The organism is Hassallia byssoidea VB512170, assembly GCF_000817785.2.
GTDB classification, from domain to species: Bacteria; Cyanobacteriota; Cyanobacteriia; order Cyanobacteriales; family Nostocaceae; genus Hassallia; species Hassallia carrinoi.
On the sequence record NZ_JTCM02000196.1, the window covers coordinates 1 to 5,100 of the forward strand.

The 5,100-nt window shown below is 43.3% G+C and carries 5 protein-coding genes and 1 pseudogene; 1 reads left to right on the forward strand and 5 read right to left on the reverse strand.

From position 1 onward, the window contains the following. Positions 1-217 precede the first annotated feature (217 nt). The 4 genes from PI95_RS34475 to PI95_RS34490 all read right to left on the reverse strand — a co-directional run bounded on the left by PI95_RS34475 (position 218) and on the right by PI95_RS34490 (position 2,384). A complete protein-coding gene (locus tag PI95_RS34475) occupies positions 218-640 on the reverse strand; it encodes a DUF6010 family protein (RefSeq protein WP_052325813.1) in 423 nt (140 codons plus the stop codon). 67 nt (positions 641-707) lie between these two features. Further along, positions 708-1,187, reverse strand: a complete 480-nt coding sequence (locus tag PI95_RS34480) for a 2TM domain-containing protein (RefSeq protein WP_039754134.1) — start codon at positions 1,185-1,187, stop codon at positions 708-710. Positions 1,188-1,204: 17 nt separating this feature from the next. After that, positions 1,205-1,630, reverse strand: a complete 426-nt coding sequence (locus PI95_RS34485; RefSeq protein WP_039753177.1) for a DUF6220 domain-containing protein — start codon at positions 1,628-1,630, stop codon at positions 1,205-1,207. Between the two features lie 88 nt (positions 1,631-1,718). Next, positions 1,719-2,384, reverse strand: coding sequence for a DJ-1/PfpI family protein (locus tag PI95_RS34490; RefSeq protein ID WP_039753178.1), 666 nt, complete (start codon positions 2,382-2,384; stop codon positions 1,719-1,721). 100 nt (positions 2,385-2,484) lie between these two features. On the opposite strand from PI95_RS34490, the gene PI95_RS34495 reads away from it, so the two are divergent. Beyond that, the gene (locus PI95_RS34495) at positions 2,485-2,796 is read left to right on the forward strand and encodes a hypothetical protein (RefSeq protein ID WP_236117327.1); all 312 of its coding nucleotides are present in this window, start codon (positions 2,485-2,487) and stop codon (positions 2,794-2,796) included. A gap of 294 nt (positions 2,797-3,090) precedes the next feature. Here the strand turns inward: PI95_RS34495 and PI95_RS34500 are convergent. Beyond that, positions 3,091-4,858: pseudogene (locus tag PI95_RS34500) on the reverse strand (Tn3 family transposase); the annotation flags it as partial. Positions 4,859-5,100 lie beyond the last annotated feature (242 nt).

Here is a 5,100-nt window from a genome sequence, read left to right on the forward strand (position 1 = left end):
TATCAAACACTGATTTCTTCGTTGAAACAGAATCTGCACTTTCCTAGTCTCAAAGTCTTGTAAATATTGGCTTGCGAGTTTTCGGATGGGTCTATTGTGTTGAGCAGTTATTGAGACCACCCACCGCCGGAGTTGCCATTACAAAACCTCAACCTTAGTTTTACTAGTTTTACACAGTTTACTTCTTCGCGTGCAGCCGCCGAACTAGCGATCGTCCTTAATACTTTAACTTTGGGAACCAGGTAAAGACGGAAGGTGCGCCTTGGAAATACCACAACGCCAGAGCTGGGTCGCAAATGGCACACCCAAACGATGACAGTGGCACGAATGGAACGATGGGTGTCCCGTATAAATGATGGACTGTATCCCATGCGGTGTGCAGCAGCCATCCAATTCCAATAAATCGGTAATCGTTTAATCCCCAGTAGGCGACACCAGTCATCACAGTGCAGAAGGCGAATTCCCAGCCCAATAAGCCACCATTGAGATATGCAGCCCCAGCTCCGGCAATCATTAGGGCACTGAAATTGCGACGGTTTGGCTCCTTAAATAAAGAGCACAGGGTAATATAAATTAGAGCTACCATTAACGGTGCAATTAGCTGGATAATCGTTATGTCGGGTCTGGATTGAACTTGCATAGTATTACTCTTACGTTACTTTATTTAGTTCGTATGGAAACGTGAATATCTACGCATCCAACACTTTCTACATCTTTTGTTGTTGGTATTCCCATTTTTGAAAAGCGCGATTCTCTTTCAGAGACGCTCCGCGAACGTAGGCATATCCCTGACGTTGGAAAAAGACTCGCCATGCATCCACACCGCGCACCATGCCCCAGGAAATGAGGACGTATAACGACCAGGGAACACCAAACCCAGTGAGTAGGTTTAATGCGATCAGGCAGGCATTGACGATCGCATATTTAGTCAATCGCTCTTGAAGTTTCGAGCGTCGATGTGCCTGAAAGACTCGATTTCTCTGAATTACTTTTTGTTGATCGAGCCACTGACTTTGAGCAAACTCGATTAAGTCGGGAGTAATGCTGAGTTCTTGGGCGATTTCTAGCAACTGATCATAGGATAGCTCAGTCTCGATATGCGAGTGTTGTGCTAGCGCAATATTCAGAATTTCACGGACATCTTCTTGGCTGTATGAGCGAGTTGATGATTGTTTTACAACGTTCATGTCAAGTGATTTGCTCGTTAATTGACAACAGAATCTGACTGTTTAAATATCTCACGCCAAACGAGATGAACTAACGTCGTTGAGGATGTGAATAAAGAGAATCCGATGAGTGGGTGGAGTACGCCTAAAGGTAAGGGATGATTGAAGTGACTAGTGATAAATTGCAGCGCGAGTAGTATAACCAAAACTCCTGACAGCACTTTGATTTTGCGAGAAAATGGCTTGATCGATAAACCGATGAATAGCAGTACTGCTAATCCACCATAGCTACGAACTAACCAAACGTGAATGCTCCACCAAGTCGGGTCATAGAAAACCGCTAACCCAACGGTTAATAGTTGGGCAACGAGGCAGATGTTAAACAAAATAGCGATCGCTAGAAAGCTAATTTGAGTCCAGGGTTTAGATGATTGCTTGTGTTCGGAGGGAAGATTGATCATCATATTGATCTGATTCGTGTGGATTAATCCTGTAGATTAGATGATGCTTTTGAGAACAATCTAGAGAAATAGCATGTCCCAATAAATTTTCTTATTTCGCTAGCTCTAGATTTGAGGCTCCCTGCATAAAGAACATCGCTTTATTCACCAGCTCAGCCCCGGCTTTTTCAGGCGAACCGACATCAAACGGTGGAGCAGGATTGTACTCTAGTAAGAGTTGAATGACTTTGGCAGTTTCCTCACCGCACAGAATGCTAGCGATCGTCAAACCAAAATCGATTCCTGCGGTCACGCCGCCACCTGTAATTCGATTGTGGTCAATGACGACACGTTCGGTTGCAACCTCAACACCCAACGCAGCCAGTTGTTGGCGTGCTGCCCAGTGAGTCGCCGCTCGATAGCCTTGGAGTAATCCGGCTTTTGCCAAAAACTCCGACCCACCGCAAACAGAAGTGATGAACTTAGCCGTGCTGCCCTGCTTTCGGAGAAATTCCAGCACCTCCGGATCGTCTACAACGGCTGCCTGTCCTATACCGCCACCGATGCAAACAACATCCAATCGCGGGCAATTTTCAAAGGTGGTGTCCGGCAAAACCATCATGCCATCATCGGTCTTAATGGGATCTAACGTTTTCCAGATCCGATGAATCTGGATACCAGGCAGCGCACTAAACACCTGCTGTGGTCCTACAATGTCCAACGATGTCATACCGGGATAGAACACTAAACCAATGGTACGTTTTTGTGAGTCAGTCATGAGTTTATTTCCCTTTGGGCACTTGCGATTCAATCTGTTCTTATACTAGAAGTAACAACCGACCTCGCCTAGTCCTCGATCGAGTACTCTTTTCACCGCCATGAGCATTCCCTTGAAGCTTTTATTTGAAGAAATTTATCGGGCAAAGGATCAAAGCAGCTTGCGATCGCACCTCGCACCCAGGGTTGGCGAGTACTTTGCAGCCAAGCGATCGGGAATCTTCTTTTTCGACCAGATTCTAGCTGATAAGAATCTTCAGAAAGTTCTGAAAGTCGCGCTATCTGTCGAACATAATCCGGTTGCACGTTACTTAACAGAGCGCCATACGCCTGTCCATGAAGGATTGGTTACATCACCCAAAGCGTGGGCGATCGTTTGTCCCCGTCCCGATCATTGGCATGTCATGGCATGACCTTAAGGGATTTGAATCTTTACCTGTTCTCTTCTAAAAGGGACTTTGGCACTGTGACTTAAAACCGCACCCCATAGCTTGCTTTCAAGAGTGCTTGTGCCGTGTTCTGAGCGTCTTATTTGGCGAAAATAGAAGGTTCGTGTCATCAGGTGCAGCCTGTGGCTAGAACACTTGGTATATGGGGTGGATCTAGCGAAGCTGTCACTAGGGGCAAGATAGGCTGAAATTATTACTGTGAAACACTTTCAGCCTATAAGTTTCTGATTTTTAGTCCACTAGTATCTTATCCGACATTTACGCCGCCACCTCAATCGGCAATCTTTCATTCATATCCAAGCGAAAAGTACCGTAGGGATTGACGTGACCCCAAATTAGAGGCGAAAGCGCCCGCAAATCCTCCTCCTTCATCAACTTCATCCATTGCGGCTGCGACAACACCTGCTGAATCATCAAGGTATTGATATATACTAAAGATATCTGTAATAAATGTAGAGATAGCACAGCTAATTCCTGATCTGACAAGCGATTGCTAGCAATCTCACCACTCTTGCCGTAAAAAATAAAACTATTAGCGCTATTCCAATTCTCCACAACGTTTAGTAAGCGCGTTTATCTCTTGTCGCAGTTCAACAGAATGTAGATATTTGCACAAAAATATAGTCTTTACAGCCTTACCCAATTCTGCCAACGCTTGATAAGTAGGGTGTAATAAATTACATGCAGGTAAAGCGCTTTAAGATGGCTTCAGTCTCCGCCATACCTAAACGAAGAGCAGTTGCATACTTTACCATTTGGTCGTATTGTTGGCGAATTAAATCCCAATTAATTGCCCTCGTAAAAATCGGTTGCAAGTTTGGATATGCATCATTATTTCCAGTTTACGGGCGATATAATTTTTGAACATTTATACGTTTGAGACGCGGCATTAACTGAAAACCTAGTAAGTAGCAGAAAGCAAAAGCAACTTCATTTTGCCCGTGACTATCCACATAATTCTTCTCAACTTTCATCTCAGTACAATGGCGCAATAACCCTTCAATCATTGCCGCCACCTCAGAGGAAGAACAGGTTTTTAATTGCGAATAAATACAAACAGAATTCTTCTCAACGTGCCAATAAATCATGACACCACGCCCACCATAGCGAATGTGCCACTCAGTCATCAAATTTTGATCCCAAGCGCCAAACTTTTTGGAATCACTAGCACAGGCAGTTGTACCCTCTCCCCAAATAATAGGTATCCTGGCACGGAAAATTGCATTTGCAACGCAGGCGATAGCATTACGTAATTGATCTTTATGAATAAAACGACGCCGAACATGCAGTAAATCTTGATAATTATCGCCGCCAATCTCATCACTTAAACGCTTTAGTCCTGTATTTGTTCCTAAACCATATAAACAGAGTAACAAGCGTTTTTGTAGCGCATGGGAGTTTAAAACCTCTCGCGTTGATACACTCTTAAAATACTCGCTAAAATTAACTCGTAAATCAGTCTCTTTGAGAATATCTAAGAGGCTAGTCATGCGCCAACGTCGGGTGATTTCAGTTTTTAATCGTGTCAAGTTGATAGGTTCATTTGAACGTCCAGTATTTGTTGAGTATCATCTAACTGTTGGGATGAAGCTTTATTACTCAAAAAATCATCTATCTGCTTTTTAGATTGGCTAGATAACTCCGAGGCGATGTCACTAAAAAATTTGGACTCAAAATTACGAAGAGCAGAGCGGATAATACGCTCTAATCTTGAATTTGTTGGTGGTTCAAGTTTTAAATCTCGCAGTCTCGCAACGGCTGCAAGTTTTAGTTGTTCAAACTTTAACTCGTAAATTAGTGCTTGTTCAGCTAACCAATTAGTCAATTCTCTAGCATCGCTAACTTTGGCTTCCCGAAATCCAAAAAACTCTCTGATTTGAGCGCGATGATATTTTATGGAGCGTCCTTGCCAATCATAATACGAGTATTTTTTCGGTGAAATCTCTAAAAGCTTTGCAACATAATTAACATCGGTGGATGAAATCTCACCTTGGTTCTCTGGAAATCTGGCATGAATCTGAAAGAAATCGCTAAAACCGTCAAATAAATCCTAAACTTAAAACCCTTGATTGCTAAGACTTTCAGCCTATCTTGCCCCTGATGACAGCTTCGCTAGATCTACCCCAATTAGTAGATTGTTATCGACGAAAACGATTCAAAAACCTGAGCTAATTATTAGACCCATCCGAAAACTCGCAAGCCAATATTTACAAGACTTTGAGACTAGGAAAGTGCAGATTCTGTTTCAACGAAGAAATCAGTGTTTGA